This is a genomic window from Burkholderia sp. LAS2, from assembly GCF_018417615.1.
GTDB classification, from domain to species: domain Bacteria; phylum Pseudomonadota; class Gammaproteobacteria; order Burkholderiales; family Burkholderiaceae; genus Burkholderia; species Burkholderia sola.
Window position 1 is genome coordinate 1,181,334 of the sequence record NZ_CP071053.1, and the last position, 19,287, is coordinate 1,200,620.

Genomic DNA, 19,287 nt, shown 5'->3' on the forward strand with positions numbered 1-19,287 from the left:
CGCGTCCGGACGAAGCGGATCACACGACGTTGTCGAGTGCGCAGTGCGCTTCGAGCCGATAGCCGTCGGGGTCGACGACGAACGCCGCGTAATAGCCGGGGCCGTAGTGCTCGCGCTTGCCGGGCCCGCCGTTGTCCTTGCCGCCGTGCTCGAGCGCGGCGCGGTAGAACGCGTCGACCTCGACCGGCGACGCGGCCTTGAACGACAGGTGCAGCCCGGAATCGGGATCGGCGACGACAGGCCGGGCCGCGTGCTGCAACCACAGCTCGGGCTCGGTCGTGCCGTAGCCGAGCGCGCCGTCGTCGCTATACAGGCGCTTGTAGCCGAGTGCGCCGAGCGCGCTGTCGTAGAAGGTGCGGCTGCGATCGATGTGGGCAACGCCGAACGAAAGGTGGTCGATCATCTGTGGCTCCTTGAACTGAGGGGGACGTCAGTGCGGCAAACCTGCTTACAGGCACCATGCCAGCCGCTTGTAGCGCAGCGCGCCGAGCGTGCTGTCGTCGTACCTGCGGCCAGTGGAGGTGTGGATAACGCTGAACGAAAAGCGATCGATCATCTGTGTCTCCTTGGATTGAACCGGCATCGGTGCGGCCAACCAGTTTTTAACCACCATGCCGGTTATGTTAGAAATCGCTCGGACGCTTGTCAACCGGCATGGTGGTTAGATACGATCGCGTCATGAGCAAAACGCAACCTTCCGTCACAACGGACTGCCTGATCCCGGCGCCGCCCGAAACGTTGAGCCTCGATTTCGCGAACACGCTGTATTGGCGCGGCAGCGACCCACCGACGGAAACCTTCGGCACGATGGACGACCTGTTCGCGTGGTGCCGCGAGCAGGCGGGCGTACCGGCCGGGCTGGCCGACGCGTGTCGTGAGCAATACCTGAACCTGAAGAAGAATGACGAACCCGCGATGCTCGCGCAGGCGCTCGCGTTGCGCGAGGCGCTATACCGGCTCTTTCACGCGCAGGCGGAGCAGCGCGAGCCGCAGGCCGAGGATCTCGCGCTGCTCGGCGGCTTCCTGGTGGAAGCATCGCCGCGCGTTGCGCTGGTGCGCGTCGACGGCCGCTATGCGTGGAGGATCGACGCGTCGGGCGCGACGCTCGCGCGCCTATTGAGCCCGGTGCTCTGGTCGGCGATCGACCTGCTCGGCGGCGCGCGGCTCGCGAAGGTCAAGCGCTGTGCGAACGACGCATGCCAGTGGCTGTTCATCGACGACAGCAAGAACGGCAGCCGACGCTGGTGCTCGATGTCGTCGTGCGGCAATCGCGCGAAGGCGTATCGCCACTATCACAAGGCCGAATGACGGCGCGGACGGAACCTATTTCGCCGACAACTTCCGCCACAGCGTCGTCTTGCTGATGCCGAGCATCGCGCACGCGCGATCGCGGTCGCCGCCGCACGCGTCGAGCACCGCGCGGATCTCGTCGGCTTCCGCGCGACGGCGCCGCGCGTGGAGCGTCCGTGCCTCGTCGCCGCCGGCGCCGGCCGCATCGGGCGGCGCGGCGAACAGCTCGGGCGCGATCACTCGCAGCGCGCCAGGGGCGAGCGCCGCGCACGCGGCGGCCGGATCGTTTTCGTCGACTTCCTCGGCCAGCTCCACCGCGATCCGCTCGACCACGTTCTGCAGTTCGCGCACGTTGCCGGGCCAGCGGTAGCGCGCGAGCGTCGCTTGCGTCGCGGCGAGCACGCGCAGCGCGTCGTCGGCGTCGCGCACGCGGTCGGCGAGACGCGGCTCGCGCCGCGCGGCCTGCACGAGCAGCGTCGCCGCGAGCGCGGGGATGTCGGCCGCGCGCTCGCGCAGCGGCGGCAGGCCGATGTTCAGGATGTTGAGCCGGTAATAGAGATCCGCGCGGAACGTACCGGCCTCGACGGCCGCGAGCAGCGGCCGGTGCGTCGCGGCGATCACGCGCACGTCGATGCGGATCGGCTCGGTCGAGCCGAGGCGGATCACCTCGCGCTCCTGCAGCACACGCAGCAGCCGGCTTTGCAGCGACGGCGGCATCTCGCCGATTTCGTCGAGAAACAGCGTGCCGCGGTGCGCGGCCTCGAACAGGCCGGTCTTGCCGCCGCGCCGCGCGCCGGTGAACGCGCCTTCTTCATAACCGAACAGCTCGCTCTCGAGCAGCGCTTCCGGAAACGCGCCGCAGTTGACCGCGACGAACGGATAGCTGCGCCGCGCGGACAGCGCATGCAGGCTCTGCGCGATCATCTCCTTGCCGGTGCCGCTTTCGCCGAGCACGAGCACGGTCGCGTCGGATTTCGCGTAGCGGCGCACGAGGTCGCGCACGCGCGTCATCGGCGCCGACGCGCCGACCACGTCGTCGAGCGCGTAGCGCGCGGCGAACTGCTGCGTGGTGGGCTGCGAGCGCAGCGCGCGATCGAGCCGTTCGACCGCGCGCGATTCCTGGAACGTCAGCACGCTGCCCGACGTGACGCCGCGATCGACCAGCGGCCCGCGATGCACGACGTAGCGCACGCCGCGCACGGTCGCGAGCGCGTCGCCGTCCTCGCCGCGCAGCGTGCGCAACTCGGGCCGCAGGTCGACGAGCGCGCGACCGACGGCCGCCGCGGGTTCGACCCCGAACGCCGATGCGAGCCGTTCGTTGATCGCTTCGACGCGGCCGTGTGCGTCGAGCGCGACCACGCCGTCGCGCAGGTGCTGCAGCAGCGTGTCGAGCCGCTGGCGGCGGAATGCCTCGGCGTGCGTCGCATACGCGACTTCGAGCGCCGTCTCGACGGCCCTGCGCACCGACGCATGCGAATACAGGAATACCGCGCCCATGCCGACGCTGGCGGCGAGATCGGTGACGAGGCCCGGGCCGACGATCGTCTCGATGCCGCGATCGCGCAGGTCGTGCACGCAGGCCTCCGCTTCCTGGGCGGACTGATATGACGCAAACTGCACGTCGAGGCCGTACGCGGCGACGAAGCGGCGCACTTCGGGCGGCGTCTCGCCGGCGCTGACGAGCGCGATCCGCGTCGCATCGCGCCGCGCGCGCGCGAGCGCCTGCATCACGTCGAAGCCGGTCGGCGACACGACCACCACCGGCACCTGCGCGCGCGTTTTCAGGAAGCCGCCGTTCGAGCCGGCCGCGACGATCACGTCGGGCCGCGCGGCGCCGGCCTCGGCGATCGCGCTCAGCGCATCTTCATAGGCGCGCGTGACGATGCGCACGTCCGCGCGTTCGTCGAATTCGCCGGCGATCTCGCGAAACAGCTCGCGCAGCCGGCTGATGCCCATCGCCCAGATGCGCGGGCGCACCGTGCGGTCGGCGGGGCCGACGGGCTTGGTCGAGGAGAGGTCCATGACGGCCGATTATGCGCGCGCGATTTCATTTTTGAAACATGAAATCGCTAAATTGAAATCGCCGGGCGGTACCGCACCCACCGCGGTCGCTTAAGAATCAGTGAGTTAGCGACGTTCCGCAAGCTGGCCCGGTCCTTGCTGTTATCGGGCATTCCATCAGGAGGCCGTTCATGAGCAATACGCATCTTCAGAGCGCCGGCGCGAAGTTCCGCGCGGCAGTCGCGGCCGAGCAGCCGCTGCAGGTGGTCGGCGCGATCACCGCGTACGCGGCCAAGATGGCGCAGGCCGTCGGCTTCAAGGCCGTGTACCTGTCGGGTGGCGGCGTCGCCGCGAACTCGCTCGGCATTCCCGACCTCGGCATCAGCACGATGGAGGACGTGCTGATCGACGCGACCCGGATCACCAACGCGACCGACCTGCCGCTGCTGGTCGACATCGACACGGGCTGGGGCGGCGCGTTCAACATCGCGCGCACGGTCCGCTCGTTCATCAACGCCGGCGTCGCGGCCGTGCACCTCGAGGACCAGGTCGGCCAGAAGCGCTGCGGCCACCGTCCGGGCAAGGAAGTCGTGCCGATCGACGAAATGGTCGATCGCGTGAAGGCCGCGGTCGACGCGCGCACCGACGACCAGTTCGTGATCATGGCGCGCACCGACGCGGCCGCCGCGGAAGGGATCGATTCGGCGATCGAGCGCGCGGTCGCGTACGTCGAAGCCGGCGCGGACATGATCTTCCCGGAAGCGATGAAGACGCTCGACGACTACCGCCGCTTCAAGGCCGCCGTGAAGGTGCCGATCCTCGCGAACCTGACCGAATTCGGCTCGACGCCGCTGTTCACGGTCGACGAGCTGCGCGAGGCGAACGTCGATATCGCGCTGTACTGCTGCGGCGCGTATCGCGCGATGAACAAGGCCGCGCTGAACTTCTACGAGACGCTGCGCCGCGACGGCACGCAGAAGGCGGCCGTGCCGACGATGCAGACGCGCGCCGAGCTGTACGACTTCCTCGGCTATCACGAATACGAGCGCAAGCTCGACGAACTGTTCGCGCAGGGCAAGAAGTAACGCGGCCCGCACCCCCCGATACCCATTGGAGAAGGAAAACATGAGCGAGACGAAAGACGCAGCAGCACCGGCCGCCGCAGGCGCATTCAAGCCGAAGAAGTCGGTGGCGCTGTCGGGCGTGACGGCCGGCAACACGGCGCTGTGCACGGTCGGCAAGACCGGCAACGACCTCCACTATCGCGGCTACGACATTCTCGACGTCGCCGAATCGTGCGAATTCGAGGAAATCGCGCATCTGCTCGTGCACGGCACGCTGCCGAACCTGACCGAACTGGCCGCGTACAAGACCAAGCTGCGCGCGCTGCGCGGCTTGCCGAGCGCGCTGAAGGCCGCGCTCGAACAGATCCCGGCGTCGGCTCACCCGATGGACGTGATGCGTACCGGCGTGTCGGTGCTCGGCACCGTGCTGCCGGAGAAGGACGACCACAACCTGCCGGGCGCGCGCGACATCGCCGACCGCCTGATGGCGTCGCTCGGTTCGATGCTGCTGTACTGGTATCACTTCTCGCACAACGGCAAGCGCATCGAGACGGAAACCGACGACGACTCGATCGGCGGCCACTTCCTGCACCTGTTGCACGGCAAGACGCCGTCGAAGTCGTGGGTCGAGGCGATGCACACGTCGCTGATCCTGTACGCGGAGCACGAATTCAACGCGTCGACGTTCACCGGTCGCGTGATCGCGGGCACGGGCTCGGACATCTACTCGGCGATCACCGGCGCGATCGGCGCGCTGCGCGGGCCGAAGCACGGCGGCGCGAACGAAGTCGCGTACGAGATCCAGAGCCGCTACAGCTCGCCGGACGACGCCGAAGCCGACATCCGCCGCCGCGTCGAGAACAAGGAAGTCGTGATCGGCTTCGGTCATCCGGTCTACACGATCTCCGATCCGCGCAACAAGGTGATCAAGGGCGTCGCGCACAAGCTGTCGAAGGAAGCGGGCGACACCAAGCTGTACAGCATCGCCGAGCGCCTGGAATCGGTGATGTGGGACGCGAAGAAGATGTTCCCGAACCTCGACTGGTTCAGCGCGGTGTCGTATCACATGATGGGCGTACCGACCGCGATGTTCACGCCGCTGTTCGTGATCTCGCGCACGTCGGGCTGGAGCGCGCACATCATCGAGCAGCGCATCGACAACAAGATCATCCGCCCGAGCGCGAACTACACCGGTCCGGAAGACCTGCAGTTCGTGCCGATCGAGAAGCGCTGATCGTCCGCCGCATGCGCCGGCGCCCGTGATGCGGGCGGCCGGCGCACGCGGCACGTCTTACCCCGAATTCCGCCCCACATCATGAATACCGCCAACCGCAAACCCCTGCCCGGCACGTCGCTGGACTATTTCGACGCGCGTGCCGCGGTCGACGCGATCGCGCCCGGCGCGTACGACACGCTGCCGTACACGTCGCGCGTGCTCGCCGAAAACCTCGTGCGCCGCTGCGATCCGGCGATCCTCGCCGATTCGCTGAAGCAGATCATCGAGCGCAAGCGCGAACGCGATTTCCCGTGGTTCCCGGCGCGCGTGGTGTGCCACGACATCCTCGGACAGACGGCGCTTGTCGATCTCGCGGGCCTGCGCGACGCGATCGCGGACGGCGGCGGCGACCCGGCGAAGGTGAACCCGGTCGTGCCCGTCCAGCTGATCGTCGACCACTCGCTCGCCGTCGAATGCGGCGGCTTCGATCCGGACGCATTCGCGAAGAACCGCGCGATCGAGGATCGCCGCAACGAGGATCGCTTCCACTTCATCGAGTGGACGAAGAAGGCGTTCGAGAACGTCGACGTCATCCCGCCGGGCAACGGCATCATGCACCAGATCAACCTCGAGAAGATGTCGCCGGTGATCCAGGTGCAGGATGGCGTAGCGTTCCCGGACACCTGCGTCGGCACCGACAGCCACACGCCGCACGTCGATGCGCTCGGCGTGATCGCGATCGGCGTCGGCGGGCTCGAAGCCGAGAACGTGATGCTCGGCCGCGCGTCGTGGATGCGCCTGCCCGACATCGTCGGCGTCGAGTTGACCGGCAAGCGCCAGCCCGGCATCACCGCGACCGACGTGGTGCTCGCATTGACCGAGTTCCTGCGCAAGGAGAAGGTGGTCGGCGCGTACCTGGAGTTCCGGGGCGTTGGCGCGGCGAGCCTCACGCTCGGCGATCGCGCGACGATCTCGAACATGGCGCCCGAATACGGCGCGACGGCCGCGATGTTCTTCATCGACGGCCAGACGACCGACTATCTGCGCCTCACCGGCCGCAGCGACGAGCAGGTGAAGCTGGTCGAGACCTACGCGAAGGCGGCGGGCCTGTGGGCCGATACGCTCGCCAATGCGCAATACGAGCGCACGCTGACGTTCGACCTGTCGAGCGTCGTGCGCAACATGGCCGGCCCGTCGAACCCGCACAAGCGGCTGCCGACGTCCGATCTCGCCGCGCGCGGGATTGCCGGTCAGTGGGAAGAGAAGCCGGGCGAGATGCCCGACGGCGCGGTGATCATCGCCGCGATCACGAGCTGCACGAACACCAGCAACCCGCGCAACGTGATTGCCGCGGCCTTGCTCGCCCGCAACGCGAACGCGAAGGGCCTGACGCGCAAGCCATGGGTCAAGAGTTCGCTCGCGCCGGGCTCGAAGGCGGTCGAGCTGTATCTGGAAGAAGCGAGCCTGCTGCCGGAACTCGAGAAGCTCGGCTTCGGCATCGTCGCGTTCGCATGCACGACCTGCAACGGGATGTCGGGCGCGCTCGATCCGAAGATCCAGCGGGAGATCGTCGAGCGTGACCTGTACGCGACCGCCGTGCTGTCCGGCAACCGCAACTTCGACGGCCGCATTCACCCGTATGCGAAGCAGGCGTTCCTCGCGTCGCCGCCGCTCGTGGTCGCCTACGCGATCGCCGGCACGATCCGCTTCGACATCGAGAAGGACGTGCTGGGTCACGATCAGGACGGCAAGCCCGTCACGCTGAAGGACATCTGGCCGACCGACGAGGAGATCGATGCGATCGTCGCGTCGAGCGTGAAGCCCGAGCAGTTCCGCAAGGTCTACGAGCCGATGTTCGCGCGCAGCGCCGACGCAGGCGAGCGCGCGGCGCCGCTGTACGACTGGCGTGCGCAGAGCACGTATATCCGCCGCCCGCCGTACTGGGAAGGCGCGCTGGCCGGCGAGCGCACGTTGAAGGGCATGCGTCCGCTCGCGGTGCTCGGCGACAACATCACGACCGACCACCTGTCGCCGTCGAACGCGATCCTGCCGGATAGCGCGGCCGGCGAATACCTCGCGAAGATGGGCCTGCCGGAAGAAGACTTCAACTCGTACGCGACGCACCGCGGCGACCACCTGACCGCGCAGCGTGCGACCTTCGCGAACCCGACGCTCGTCAACGAGATGGCGGTCGTCGATGGCGCGGTGAAGAAAGGTTCGCTCGCGCGCGTCGAGCCGGAAGGCGAGGTCATGCGGATGTGGGAAGCGATCGAGACGTACATGAATCGCAAGCAGCCGCTGATCGTCGTGGCCGGCGCCGACTACGGCCAGGGCTCGTCGCGCGACTGGGCCGCGAAGGGCGTGCGGCTCGCGGGCGTCGAGGCGATCGCCGCCGAAGGTTTCGAGCGGATTCACCGCACGAACCTGATCGGGATGGGCGTGCTGCCGCTCGAGTTCAAGCCGGGCACCAACCGGACGACGCTCGGCATCGACGGCACCGAGACCTTCGACGTGGTCGGCGAGCGCACGCCCCGCGCCGACCTGACGCTCGTGATTCACCACAGGAACGGCGAACGCGTGGAAGTGCCGATGACGTGCCGGCTCGATACGGCCGAGGAAGTGTCGATCTACGAAGCGGGTGGCGTGCTGCAGCGTTTCGCGCAGGACTTCCTCGAATCGTCGCAGGCCGCCTGACCGGCGCACATTGGGAACACAGACATGGCTCACATTCCTCAAATCAGGATTCCCGCCACGTACATGCGCGGCGGCACCAGCAAGGGCGTGTTCTTCCGGCTGCAGGACCTGCCGGATGCCGCGCAGACGCCGGGCGCCGCGCGCGACGCGCTGCTGCTGCGCGTGATCGGCAGCCCCGATCCGTACGGCAAGCAGATCGACGGGATGGGCGGCGCGACGTCGTCCACCAGCAAGACGGTGATCGTGTCGAAGAGCACGCGGCCCGGTCATGACGTCGACTACCTGTTCGGCCAGGTCGCGATCGACAAGGCGTTCGTCGACTGGACGGGCAACTGCGGCAACCTGTCGGCGGCGGTTGGCCCGTTCGCGATCGGCGGCGGGCTCGTCGATCCGGCGCGCGTGCCGCGCGACGGCGTCGCGACCGTGCGGATCTGGCAGGCGAACATCGGCAAGACGATCGTCGCGCACGTGCCGATCGTGAACGGCGCGGTGCAGGAGACGGGCGACTTCGAACTGGACGGCGTCACGTTCCCGGCCGCCGAAGTGCAGCTCGAATTCATGGACCCGGCCGCCGAGGAAGAAGGCGCGGGCGGCTCGATGTTCCCGACCGGCAACCTCGTCGACGATCTGGCCGTGCCGGGCATCGGCACGCTGAAGGCGACGATGATCAACGCGGGGATCCCGACGATCTTCGTCGACGCGGAAGCGATCGGCTATACGGGCACGGAATTGCAGGACGCGATCAACGGCGACCCGAAGGCGCTCGAGAAATTCGAGACGATCCGCGCGCACGGCGCGCTGCGGATGGGCCTGATCGACACGCTCGACGAAATCGCGACGCGGCAGCACACGCCGAAGATCGCGTTCGTCGCGAAGCCGGCCGACTACGTCGCGTCGAGCGGCAAGCGCGTGAACGCGGGCGACGTCGACCTGCTGGTGCGCGCGATGTCGATGGGCAAGCTGCACCACGCGATGATGGGCACGGCGGCGGTCGCGATCGGCACGGCCGCGGCGATCCCGGGCACGCTCGTCAATCTCGCGGCGGGCGGCGGCGAACGCAATGCGGTGCGCTTCGGGCATCCGTCGGGCACGCTGCGCGTCGGCGCGCAAGCGCGGCGCGAAAACGGCGAATGGGCCGTCACGAAGGCGATCATGAGCCGCAGCGCGCGCGTGCTGATGGAAGGCTGGGTGCGGGTGCCGGGCGACGCGTTCTGAGCGTCGTCGTCGGGATCGACGCGGATGCGGGCGGCTTCGGCCGCCCGCGTCGTTTTCGTCAGCCGTGCAGGAAGCGGCGCAGCGCGTCGTGGCTCAGGCGGCGCGCCGTTTCCGAGACCCGCGCGCCGGGTACGAGGTCGAATCCGTGTACGCCGCCGGGCAGCACGTGCAGCTCGGTCGGCACGCCCGCGCGCAGCAGGCGCTGCGCGTAGTCGAGATTTTCGTCGAGGAACAGGTCGAGCGAGCCGACCGACAGGAACGTGGGCGGCAGGCCGTCGAGTCGCGTGGCGCGCGCGGCGGCCGCGTACGGCGACACGCCGTCGATGCCCGGCGCGTGACCGAGCAACGCGGTCCAGCCGAACCGGTTGTTGGCCGCATGCCAGATAAATTCGCCGGCATGCGGATGCGGCGTGCGCGTGCAGGTGCGATCGTCGAGCATCGGATAGATCAGGTGCTGGAACGCGAGCGGGAATTCGCCGCGGTCGCGGGCCAGCAGCGCCAGCGCGGCGGCGAGCCCGCCGCCCGCGCTTTCGCCCGCCGCGCCGATCCGCGCGGCGTCGATGCCGAGCGTGTCGGCGTGACGGAACACCCAGCCGAGCGCCGCGTAGCAGTCCTCGATCGCACCGGGAAACACGGTTTCCGGCGCGAGACGGTAGTCGACCGAGATCAGCGCGCAGCCGAGCTGCGTCACGAGCGACCGGTGCACCGCTTCGAGCTCCTTCGCCGCGCCGCGCACGTAGCCGCCGCCGTGCAGGTGGACGATCGCCGGCAGCGGGCGCGCATGGCCGTCGGGCAAATAGACGAGGACCGGGACGTCCGGCGCGCCGGCAGGACCGGGTACCGTGCGGCGTTCGAGCGTGCTGCCGGCCGGGTCGGGCGGCGGCAGCGGCAGCACGCGCTGGCGCGACTGTGCGAGGTTGTCGGCGCTGAGCGTGACGGTCGGCCAGGTCTCGAGCAGCGGGCGGATTTCGGGATCGACGAGAGGCAGGGTGTTCAACGCAGGGCTCCATCGTGGAAGTGGGCGGTGCGCCGCGGTCAGAGCACGCTGCGCGCGACGACCCAACGGTGCACCTCGGTCGGGCCTTCGAAGATGCGCATCAGCCGCGCTTCGCTGGCCATCTGCTGCAACGGCATTTCCTTCGTCATGCCCATCGCGCCGAGCGTCTGCATCGCATGATCGATGACGGTCGACGCCATTTCGGTCGCGAACACCTTGACCATCGAGATCTGCGTGCGTGCATCCTGCCCGGCATCCACGCGCGCGGCCGCTTCGTAGGTCATCAGGCGGCACGCATGGATCTGCGTGAGCGCGTCGGCGACCCACCACTGGACCGCCTGGCGCTCCGCGAGCGGCACGCCGAAGGTCGTGCGCTGTTTCGCATGGTCGCACAGCAGCGCGACCGCGCGCTCGGCGCGGCCGATGCACCATGCGGCCATCTCCAGCCGCCGGTTCGCGAGCCGGGCCTGCATCGGCGCGAAGCCGGCGCCTTCCCGGCCCAGCAATTGCGCGGCGGGAATGCGGCAGTCTTCCAGCACGATTTCGTAGGTCGACAGGCCGCCGATCATCGGGATCCGGCGCTCGATGACGAAGCCCGGCGTGTCGCGCTCGACGATGAACGCCGACATGCCGCCGCGCTTGCCCTTGCTGCGATCGGTCAGCGCCATCACGATCGTCCAGTCGGCTTCGGCCGCGTGGCTGATCCAGATCTTCCGGCCGTTCAGCACCCAGGTGTCGCCATCGCGCACGGCCATCGTCGACAGCGCACCCGGATCGGAGCCGGCGCCCGGCTCGGAGATCGCCATTGCCGCGCGCGTGGCGCCGCGTGCGTACGGGTCGAGATAGCGCGCACGTTGCGCCGCATCGGCCGCATCGCACAGCATCCGCAGGTTCGGCGAGTCGGGCGGCAGGATGTACGGGGTCACGGTCGTGCCGATCGCTTCGTTCACGCCGACCATCGCGACGGCCGGCAGGTCCGAGCCGCCCACGTCGAGCGGCGCGTCGAGTCCCCACAGGCCGAGTTGCCGCGAGCGCTCGTCGAGGTGCGCGCGCTCGTCGGCGAGCAGCCCGAAACGCTGGCCGTCGGCCTCGCGCGCCATCACCGCCGCTTCGAGCGGAATCAGTTCGTCCTTCACGAAACGTGCGACGAGGTCCCGGATCATCCGGTGTTCGAGTTCGAGGTCGAAATTCATGAGGGTGGGTCCGTACAGGGGGGAAGAAGGCGTGCCGTCAGCCGACGTTCGCGCGCGCCGCCGCGCGGGCGCGCAGCGTGCCGAGCAACGCGAACGCGCCGGCCGCCAGCAGCGCGGCATTGAAATAGAGGCCGCCGCGCATCGACCCGGTGGCCGTGTTGAGCACGCCCATCAGGAACGGGCTCGCGAATCCGCCGATCGCGCCGGTCATCGTGATCGCCGCGATCGCGACCGCCATCGAGCGCTTCGGCAGCGCGAGCCCCGGCAGCACCCAGAACGCGGGCAGCGCCGCGGCGTGCGTGGCGACCGCGATGCACAGCGCGATCATCAGGTGCGACGTGCCGGCGCTGCTCGCGAGGCCGGCGAGGGCCGCCGCGCACGCGAGCATCGCGACGGCGCCGTGCTTGCGCCATTCGCGCCGGCGCTCGGTGCGCCAGCCCATCGCGAGCATGCCGACGATGCCGCACAGGTACGGCAGCGCGGACAGCAGCCCGATCTGCATCGCGCCATGCAGGCCGCCGCGATGCAGGATCACGGGCATCCAGAACACGAGCGCGTAGCCGGCGGCCGCGATTGCGAAATTGGCCGCGCACAGCAGCCAGAAATCGCGATGTGCGAGTAGCGGTCGCGCTGCGTTCGCGGCCGGCGTACCGGCTTCGGCCTGCGCGTGCGCGGCGCGCAGCGCGGCCTTGTCGGCGTCAGACAGCCAGCGTGCGTCGTCCGGCCGGTCGTCGAGAAAGCGCAGCGCGACGAGGCCGAGCGCGCTGCTCGGCAGCCCTTCGACGACGAACAGCCATTGCCAGCCGCTCAGGCCGGCCACGCCGTCGAAGTACGACAGGATCGCGCCCGACACGGGGCCGGCGATCAGCCCCGCGAGGTACAGCGCGGTCATGAACAGCGCGAACGCCTTGGCGCGCTGCCGCGGCGGATACCACGCGCCGAGATAGAACAGGATGCCGGGGAAGAAGCCGGCCTCGAACACGCCCAGCAGAAAGCGGCACGCGTAGAACTGCGCGGGCGTCGCGACGAACATCGTCGCGGCCGAGCCGAGGCCCCACAGCACCATGATCCGGGCGATCGTCCGGCGCGCGCCGATCCGCGCGAGCCACGCGTTGCTCGGAATCTCGAACGCCATGTAGCCGATGAAGAAAATGCCCGCGCCGAGCCCGTAGACGGCGTCGGAGAAGTGCAGTTCGGCGGCCATCTGTGCGTGCGCGAAGCCGATGTTGATCCGGTCGATGAACGACAGCGTGTAGCAGAGGATCAGGAACGGCAGCAGCCGGCGCGAGATTCGGCGGTAGAGTGCCTGTGTCGCGCCATCGTCGACGGCGGCCGGGTGGATCGAAAGGGTCGGGGTCATGGGCACTCCGTCAGAAGCGGTGAGTGACGCCGAGCGCAAACACCTGCTCGGTGCCGCCCGGTTGCGGTGGCAGACCGGCGACGACGGTATTGCGGGCGTCGCCGCCGTTCTTCATGCAGAGATAGCGTGCGTAGAGCGATGTCCGCTTCGACAGCGGATGGTCGTAGCCGACGCCGAGCGCGGTCGCATCGTTCGCCGAACCCTTCACGTCGCGGCGCACCACCGACACGAGCACGCGATCGAGCGCGCCGACGTTGATCGACGCACCGACGCTCGCGGTCGAGAACGCGGGCAGGCGCGCCGCCGTGCCGACGCCATACAGGAACGCGGCGTACAGCTTGACGCGCGCGAACGCGTAGTTGGCCGCGAACACGTAGTGGCGGGTCGTCGACGGGGAGACGACGGGCGCCAGGTTGCCGGCCGACGTATCGCCCTGGAAGCCGGCGCCGACGTAGAGCCCGCCGATCCGGTACTGAAGCCCGGCGCCGTAGTTGCGTCCGGCTTGCGTCGAGAGTGCGTTCGGCGTCGGAAAGCCGTACGTGGCCATCACGCGCAGGCCGTTCCAGTCGGGACTCAGATACGACGCCGCCTGGTTGAAGCGCGGAATCGGCGGGGTCGTGTTGCTCGTGATCGTGTCGGTCGACGTTGCGAGCAGCGCGAGCGGCGACATCCGCTCGTTGAGTCCGAACGGATCGCCGTCGTACACGACGTAGAACGCGGGCGTGTATTGCCGGCCGAGCCGCAGGTCGCCGTAGCGCGTGTTCTGCAGCGATACATAGGCCTGTCGGTAGAACAGCGTGCCGCCCTGGAACGATCCGTCGGCTGGCGAGAAACCGCTTTCCAGCACGAATTTCGTCGATGTGCCGCCGCCGAGATCCTCGACGCCCGTCAGGCCGAAGCGGCTCGTCGACGCGCCGCCGCCGCTTTGCCGCAGGGTCGACAGACTGCCGATGCGATCGAATTCGACGTAGCTGTCGACGATCCCGTACAGCGTGACCGACGACGCGTGCGCCGGCGTGGCGCACAGCACGCACGCGCCGACCAGGAATGCTTTCCGTTGCATGAAGGTGTCTCCGTCCATGTTTTTTGGGCGCGCCCGCGTTCTGGGAGCGGTGCGCGCGGATGCTGCGGTGCGGCGCCGGGCTCAGCGGCCCTTGAACACCGGCTTGCGCTTCTCGAGAAACGCGCGGGCGCCCTCGATCCGGTCCTCGCTCGCGTAGACGTCGGGGCCGACGTCCAGCCGCAGCGCGGCGGCCACCGGCAGCCCCTGGCTGCGCGTCGCGGTTTCCTTGATGCGGCGGATCGTGAGCGGTGCGTTCGCGGCGATCGTCTGTGCCAGCTCGCGCACGGTGTCGTCGAGTGCGGCGCCGGGCACGACGCGGTTCAGCAGGCCGGCGCGTTGCGCTTCGTCTGCGTCGAAGCGGCGGCCCGTGAACAGCAGCTCCATCGCGATCGCGCGCGGCAACATGCGCGGCAGCAGCACGCTCGCGAAGTTCGCGCCCATGCCGACCCGCGCTTCGGGCAGCGCGAAGGTCGCGTGAGCGGCGGCGATCCGCAGGTCGCACGCGAGCGCGATTTCGCAGCCGCCGCCGATCGCGTAGCCGTTGATGGCCGCGATGGTCGGCTTGCGCAGCTCCAGGATCAGCTCGTGCACGTTGCGTGCGAGCCCACGCATCGGCTGCATTCCGCGGATCTCGGGGTCGCCGAGATCGACGCCCGCGCTGAATGCGCGTTCGCCCGCGCCGCGGATCACGACGACGCGAATCGACGGGTTGTCGTCGAGCGTGACGAGCGCGTCGCACAGGCGGCGGATCGCGTCGGCGGACAGCGCATTGGCGACGTGTGGGCGATGGATCGTCAGCCACGCGATGCCGTCGGCGTCGTCGCGCAGGATAGACGGGGCATCGTCGCCCGCCGGTGAAGAAAAGCGCTGGGTGGTCATGACGCGCTCCCGGCCACGTCCGCCCGCGTGTCGTGCAGCACGCCGGCCTGCCGCAGCGCGTCGCGGCGCGCCGCGTCGATCCCGAACGCGTCGAGCACGGCGTCGGTGTCGGCGGCAAACGGTTGGGGCGGCCGGCGTATCGAGCCGGGCGTGCGGGACAGTTTGGCGGGAATGCCCGCGCCGGTGTACGTATCGGTATCGACGAACATCGCGTTGCGCGCCGCCTGCGGATGGCCGAACGCATCGGCCACAGTGTTCACCGGCCCCGTCGCGACGCCGGCGTGCATCAGCCGCTCGACGACCTCGTCCGCCTGCAGTTCGGCGGTCAGCTGGCCGAGCAGCGTGTCGAGCGCTTCGCGATGCGCGACGCGCTGCGCATTGGTCGCGAAGCGCGGATCGCGCGCCAGTTCGGGCACGCCGAGCGCCTCGACGAGCCGCGCGAACGTGCGGTTGTTGCCGGCGCCGGTCGCGACCGGCTTGTCCTTGCACGGATAGACGCCGTACGGCGCGATCGCGCCGTACACGTTGCCGGTCGCGACGGGCACGTCGCCGGTCGCCATCCAGCTCGTGCTGACCGGATGCAGCATCGACAGCGCGGTGCTGAACAGGTCGATGTCGACGTGCTGTCCGAGGCCGGAGCGCGTCCGCTCGACCAGCGCGACCAGGATGGTGGAGACGGCGCTCAGGCCGGCCGCATGATCGACGACCGGAAACGGCACCTTGAGCGGCATGCCGCCCGGCTCGCCGTTGATCGACATGAAGCCGGCGAGGCCCTGCGCGACCGCGTCGTAGCCCGGAAACCGCGCGAGCGGGCCGTCGGTGCCGTAGCCGGAAATCGAGCAGTGGACGAGGCGCGGAAAGCGTGCGCGCAGGCAGTGTTCGTAGTCGATGCCCCAGCGTTCGAGCGTGCCCTGCTTGAAGTTGTCGATCAACACGTCGGCCGTTTCGAGCACGCGCAACAGCACGTCGCGTCCGTCGGGATGCGACAGGTCGAGCGCGAGATTGCGCTTGTTGCGGTTGAGCCCCCAGTAGTAGCTGGAGATGCCGTTCGGCATCGCGGGCCCCCAGTCGCGCGTTTCGTCGCCCTGCGGCGGTTCGATCTTGATGACGTCCGCGCCATGGTCGGCGAGCGTCTGCGCGCAGAACGGCCCCGCGTAGACGCGGCTCAGGTCCACCACGCGCACGCCTGCAAGTGCGCCTTCGTTGCTGCTGGTCATGACGATGTCTCCTTCGATGTGGATTCGACGGGCCGGCAGGCCGGCATGCGTCGGCTGCACGGCCGCGATGCGTCGCGGGTTCAGCCGCGCGAGGCGAACAGCGCGGTGACCGCCGCGCGATGCTCGGGGCTGGCGTGCGCGAACGCCTGGTACGACGCCGACAGGTCGAGCAGCGTGTCGAGGCTCGCGTGGCGGCCTTCGCGCAGCAGCCGCTTGGTCAGGCGCAACGCGGTGCCCGAATGACGGGCGATGCGGCCGGCCAGTTCCTGCGCATGCGCGAGGAGGTCACCGTCGGGCACGACGCGCGACACGAGCCCGCAGCGCAGCGCGGCCTGCGCGTCCAGCGCATCGCCGGTGAACGACATTTCCGCGGCGACCGCGGCGCCGACGATCTGCGGCAGGAACCACGCGCCGCCGTCGCCCGGCACGAGGCCGAGCGCGATGAAACTCTCCGCGAAGCGCGCGCTGTCGGCGGCGATGCGGATGTCGCACATGCACGCGAGGTCGGTGCCGGCGCCGATGGCAGGGCCGTTGACTGCCGCGATGGCCGGCACTTCGAGATGCAGGAACGCGTGCGCGAGCCGCTGGATGCCGCGCCGATAGCCGGTCCGGATCGCGGCAGGGTCGTGCGGGCCCGATTCCATGAACGTGCGCATCGTCTTCACGTTGCCGCCCGACGAGAACGTCGTGCCGGCGCCGGTCAGGACCAGCACGCGGATCGATTCGTCGCGGTTCGCTTCGTCGCAGCATTCGGTCAGCGCGTCGATCGCATCGGTGTCCGAAATGGCGTTGCGGGTGTCGGGACGGTTCATCGTGACGGTCAGGATCGCGCCCTGCCGTTCACGGTTCAAAAAAGCTGCCATGGTGTCTCCGTGTATTCGGTGCCGCGGGACTTCACGCCGCGGCCCGAAGCCTAGTATCGTCACGACGGTCGGCGGCGGGAAATTCCGTTCCACATACGTGGAAGGCCCGTGCCGGTCTCTGCGGAGAAGGCGGGATGAGCGGAAACGTGGTCAAGAGCGCAGCGCGCGTGTTCGAGGTGCTGGAACTCTTCAGCACCTTGCAGCGGCCGCTGAGCGTGCGCGAGATCGCCACGCGGTGCGGGTATCCGGGATCGAGCGCGGCGGCGCTGCTGACCAGCATGAAGACGCTCGGCTACCTCGCATACGACGACTCGACCCACGCGTATGCGCCCACCGCGCGGCTCGTCAATCTCGGCGAAGCGCTGGTCGATTCGGCGGCCGGCAGCCGTCGGCACTGGCATGCCGTCGCGAAGCGGCTGGCGGCGCGCACGCACGAGGCGGTCGTGGTCGCGGTGCAGAGCGACCTGTACGTGCAGTACATCGATGCGGTCGAAGGCTCGCATTCGATTCCGGTGCAGTTCTATGCGCCGATCGGCACGCGTCGCGAGATCTGCATGTCGGGCCTTGGCTGGGCGCTGCTGAGCCTCCAGCCGGACAGCACGATCCGCCGGCTCGTGTCGCGCAGCATCCGCCGGATCGGGAAGTCGGGCAGGACGATCGACGAGGACGTCGTGCTCGACAAGGTCGAACAGACCCGCCGGCTCGGCTATTCGTATTCGGCGCATACCGTCACGCAGGGCGCCGCGATGATTTCGATGGTGATCGCGGACGGCTGGAACGGGCTGCCGCTGGCGATGGGCGTGGCCGGGCCCGTCGAGCGGATCGACCCGCATCGGGACGCGATCGTGCGCGCGATGCGGGCGGCGCTCGCCGAGCGTGCGTGCGACGTGGTCGGCTAGGGAACATTCCGCTGTTTGGAGAAATTCATTCGTGAGGCCAGCGCAAGCCCGTTATTCGCGTGAACAGGTCCTAACCGCGCGAAACCGGCGCGCGCAGGCATTCACATAGAATCGGGACGTTTCGCCGCTCCTGTCCCGACTGCATTTCAGCGAGGCCGCCATGCCATTAAACGCGCCGCTTTCCGGCATCCACGTCATCGAATTCGAAGGTCTCGGCCCCGGTCCGCTCGCGGGCTGGATGCTTGCCGGCATGGGCGCGCGCATCACGCTGGTCGCGCGCCCGTCCGGCCGCACCAGTGCGCCGGACGCGCTGCGGGCCCGCGACGGCGACCTGCTGCGCGAAGGCAAGACGATCGTCGAACTCGACCTGAAGGCGCCAGCCGGGCGTGACGCCGCGCTCGACCTGATCGCGCAAGCCGATGCGCTGATCGAGGGCTTGCGGCCCGGCGTGATGGAGCGGCTCGGCCTCGGGCCCGACGTTTGCGCGCGCCGCCATCCGAAGTTGGTCTACGGGCGCATGACGGGCTGGGGCCAGCACGGCCCGCTCGCGGCCGCGGCGGGGCACGACCTGAACTACGTCGCGCTGACCGGGCTGCTGTCGCTGTCCGCGCCGCGCGACGGCCGGCCGGGCGTGCCGCCGACCGTCGTCGGCGATGCGGGCGGCGCGCTCGGGCTCGCGTTCGGGATCGTCTGTGCGTTGCTCGACGTGCGCGGCGGCAGGCCGGGGCGCGTGGTCGATGGCGCGATCGTCGACATCGTGTCGATGCTTGGTTCGCTCGCGCTGTGGGCACGCGCGAACGGGCTGCTCGACGGCGCGCAGCCGAGCCTGTTCCACGACGCGCCGTTCTACGACGTGTATCGCTGCGCGGACGGCGAATGCGTGACGATCGGCGCGCTGGAACCGCCGTTCTATGCGCTGCTGGTCGAACGGCTCGGGCTGACCGACGTCGATCCCGCGTCGCAGTACGACCGGGCGCGCTGGCCCGCGCTGAAGGCGCGTTTCGCTGAGGTGTTCGCGCAACAGCCGTCCGCGCACTGGCGCGCGCTGCTCGAAGGCACCGACGCGTGTTTTGCGCCGGTGCTGAGCGTGGCCGACGCGGCCGTGCATCCGCACAATGCGGCGCGCGGCATCTATCGGACGGATGAGCACGGGAACGTGCGGGCGCGGGTGGCGCCGCGGTTTTTGCCGTTGGCGGGGGATGACGCCGACTAGGGCCGTCTTTCAGGAGGCTGCTTCCGCTCCTCGACGGTCGAGTGCCCAGCGCATCCGAGAACTAATTTTGATGCTAAATTTAGTATCAAATGAAGTGCAATCGACGCTCGATCGAAAAAGGAG

The 19,287-nt window shown here is 69.1% G+C and carries 16 protein-coding genes; 7 read left to right on the forward strand and 9 right to left on the reverse strand.

Annotated elements, in window-relative coordinates; all coding sequences use genetic code 11:
- Window positions 1-19 precede the first annotated feature (19 nt).
- Complete coding sequence (locus JYG37_RS25730) at window positions 20-403, reverse strand: VOC family protein (protein ID WP_213346159.1); 384 nt, start codon at window positions 401-403, stop codon at window positions 20-22.
- A 275-nt stretch (window positions 404-678) separates the two neighbouring features.
- Here JYG37_RS25730 and JYG37_RS25735 point away from each other — a divergent pair, with 275 nt between their 5' ends.
- Window positions 679-1,308 carry a CGNR zinc finger domain-containing protein gene (locus tag JYG37_RS25735; protein WP_235356190.1) on the forward strand — a complete coding sequence of 210 codons (630 nt, stop codon included), beginning with the start codon at window positions 679-681 and terminating at the stop codon, window positions 1,306-1,308.
- A gap of 15 nt (window positions 1,309-1,323) precedes the next feature.
- On the opposite strand, the gene prpR is transcribed toward JYG37_RS25735, so the two are convergent.
- Window positions 1,324-3,312, reverse strand: a complete 1,989-nt coding sequence (gene prpR, locus JYG37_RS25740) for a propionate catabolism operon regulatory protein PrpR (RefSeq protein ID WP_213346160.1) — start codon at window positions 3,310-3,312, stop codon at window positions 1,324-1,326.
- Window positions 3,313-3,482: 170 nt separating this feature from the next.
- Between prpR and prpB the strand changes: the two genes are divergently transcribed.
- The 4 genes from prpB (at window position 3,483) to prpF (ending at window position 9,480) form a co-directional block, all read left to right on the forward strand.
- The gene (prpB, locus tag JYG37_RS25745) at window positions 3,483-4,376 is read left to right on the forward strand and encodes a methylisocitrate lyase (RefSeq protein ID WP_006480320.1); all 894 of its coding nucleotides are present in this window, start codon (window positions 3,483-3,485) and stop codon (window positions 4,374-4,376) included.
- Between the two features lie 40 nt (window positions 4,377-4,416).
- Complete coding sequence (gene prpC / locus JYG37_RS25750; protein ID WP_006480321.1) at window positions 4,417-5,589, forward strand: bifunctional 2-methylcitrate synthase/citrate synthase; 1,173 nt, start codon at window positions 4,417-4,419, stop codon at window positions 5,587-5,589.
- Between the two features lie 81 nt (window positions 5,590-5,670).
- A complete protein-coding gene (acnD, locus tag JYG37_RS25755) occupies window positions 5,671-8,265 on the forward strand; it encodes a Fe/S-dependent 2-methylisocitrate dehydratase AcnD (RefSeq protein ID WP_213346161.1) in 2,595 nt (864 codons plus the stop codon).
- 24 nt (window positions 8,266-8,289) lie between these two features.
- Window positions 8,290-9,480, forward strand: a complete 1,191-nt coding sequence (prpF, locus tag JYG37_RS25760; RefSeq protein WP_050013347.1) for a 2-methylaconitate cis-trans isomerase PrpF — start codon at window positions 8,290-8,292, stop codon at window positions 9,478-9,480.
- Between the two features lie 58 nt (window positions 9,481-9,538).
- Here the strand turns inward: prpF and JYG37_RS25765 are convergent, their stop codons facing one another.
- The 7 genes from JYG37_RS25765 to JYG37_RS25795 form a co-directional block, all read right to left on the reverse strand.
- Window positions 9,539-10,477, reverse strand: coding sequence for an alpha/beta hydrolase (locus JYG37_RS25765; protein WP_050013346.1), 939 nt, complete (start codon window positions 10,475-10,477; stop codon window positions 9,539-9,541).
- A gap of 38 nt (window positions 10,478-10,515) precedes the next feature.
- Window positions 10,516-11,670, reverse strand: coding sequence for an acyl-CoA dehydrogenase family protein (locus tag JYG37_RS25770; RefSeq protein WP_050013345.1), 1,155 nt, complete (start codon window positions 11,668-11,670; stop codon window positions 10,516-10,518).
- Window positions 11,671-11,707: 37 nt separating this feature from the next.
- Window positions 11,708-13,030 (reverse strand): MFS transporter, encoded by a 1,323-nt coding sequence (locus tag JYG37_RS25775; RefSeq protein ID WP_050013344.1) that lies wholly within the window; start codon window positions 13,028-13,030, stop codon window positions 11,708-11,710.
- Between the two features lie 10 nt (window positions 13,031-13,040).
- Window positions 13,041-14,093 carry a porin gene (locus JYG37_RS25780; protein WP_050013343.1) on the reverse strand — a complete coding sequence of 351 codons (1,053 nt, stop codon included), beginning with the start codon at window positions 14,091-14,093 and terminating at the stop codon, window positions 13,041-13,043.
- A gap of 81 nt (window positions 14,094-14,174) precedes the next feature.
- Window positions 14,175-14,972: an enoyl-CoA hydratase/isomerase family protein gene (locus JYG37_RS25785; protein ID WP_080334222.1), complete on the reverse strand. Its 798-nt coding sequence runs from the start codon at window positions 14,970-14,972 to the stop codon at window positions 14,175-14,177.
- The gene (locus JYG37_RS25790; protein ID WP_050013342.1) at window positions 14,969-16,189 is read right to left on the reverse strand and encodes a CaiB/BaiF CoA transferase family protein; all 1,221 of its coding nucleotides are present in this window, start codon (window positions 16,187-16,189) and stop codon (window positions 14,969-14,971) included. Before JYG37_RS25790 ends, JYG37_RS25785 begins: the two co-directional genes overlap by 4 nt.
- 80 nt (window positions 16,190-16,269) lie before the next feature.
- Window positions 16,270-17,052 (reverse strand): crotonase/enoyl-CoA hydratase family protein, encoded by a 783-nt coding sequence (locus JYG37_RS25795; protein WP_050013341.1) that lies wholly within the window; start codon window positions 17,050-17,052, stop codon window positions 16,270-16,272.
- 134 nt (window positions 17,053-17,186) lie between these two features.
- Here JYG37_RS25795 and JYG37_RS25800 point away from each other — a divergent pair, with 134 nt between their 5' ends.
- Both JYG37_RS25800 and JYG37_RS25805 read left to right on the forward strand, forming a co-directional pair.
- A complete protein-coding gene (locus JYG37_RS25800) occupies window positions 17,187-17,951 on the forward strand; it encodes an IclR family transcriptional regulator (RefSeq protein ID WP_050013340.1) in 765 nt (254 codons plus the stop codon).
- A gap of 160 nt (window positions 17,952-18,111) precedes the next feature.
- Window positions 18,112-19,164: a CaiB/BaiF CoA transferase family protein gene (locus JYG37_RS25805; protein ID WP_050013339.1), complete on the forward strand. Its 1,053-nt coding sequence runs from the start codon at window positions 18,112-18,114 to the stop codon at window positions 19,162-19,164.
- The last annotated feature ends 123 nt before the right edge of the window (window positions 19,165-19,287 follow it).